Here is an 880-nt window from a genome sequence, read left to right as displayed (position 1 = left end):
AGAGCTTGTTGGGGAATTGATAAGGACTGGTAGCCGAGTCAACTTTGTATCGACCAAGAAACAAAGTAATGACCAAACAGTGGCAACCACTGACCGACTACCAGTGGGCAGCAATTTCGCCTTTTTTTAACCTTCAGCGCAAGCGTAAACACGAATTACGTGCTATCATGGACGCCATTTTCTGGCTCTTACGCACCGGCTGTCAGTGGCGAAACCTGCCGCCCAACTTTCCCCACTGGCAGGCCGTATACTACTACTTTGATCGCTGGAAAAAGGCCGACCACTTTGAACACATCAACGCAGCTCTCAACCAGCTCGACCGACAACAAGCAGACCGTGAACCCTCACCTTCGGCGGCAAGCATTGATACACAATCAGTTAAACTTGCCCCTATGATCGGTGAATTACGAGGGCTGGATGCCAATAAGAGGGTCAATGGACGTAAACGCACCTTTGTGGTGGACACGCAGGGGCGGCTTTGGGTGGCCGGTGTGGATGCAGCTAACCGAGCTGATGGCTCATTGGGCAAAGCCTTAGTTGTAGCTATTCTCTGGCGGGTGGGCGAACGACTGGAAAAGATGTTCGGCGATCAAGCGGCATCGGCCGTCCGACTACAACGGCGTATTTGCCCAAGAGCTTGACCGTTGGAGTATCGATTTTGAGAAAGCGTCGCGGCCTGAATCAGCACAAGGTTTTGTGCCGGTGGCCAAACGATGGGTAGTAGAACGGAGCATTGCCTGGACAAACTACTTTCGGAGAATTGTCAAAGACTATGAGCATACCGTATCTTCTTCGGTCAGTTGGTTGTATCTGGCCAATAGCCAGATCATGTTACAACGAATCGAGACTTATTGCCAAAGATGATTTCCCAACATACTCT

At 50.7% G+C, this 880-nt stretch carries 1 protein-coding gene; it reads left to right on the top strand.

Going from position 1 to position 880, the window contains the following annotated elements:
- The first annotated feature begins 68 nt into the window (after positions 1–68).
- Positions 69–641, top strand: coding sequence for an IS5 family transposase (locus FH603_RS28275; RefSeq protein ID WP_235985673.1), 573 nt, complete (start codon positions 69–71; stop codon positions 639–641).
- The last annotated feature ends 239 nt before the right edge of the window (positions 642–880 follow it).

The sequence above is a fragment of the Spirosoma utsteinense genome, from assembly GCF_014282275.1.
Lineage (GTDB): Bacteria > Bacteroidota > Bacteroidia > Cytophagales > Spirosomataceae > Spirosoma > Spirosoma utsteinense.
This window is presented reverse-complemented; position numbering and strand designations above follow the sequence as displayed.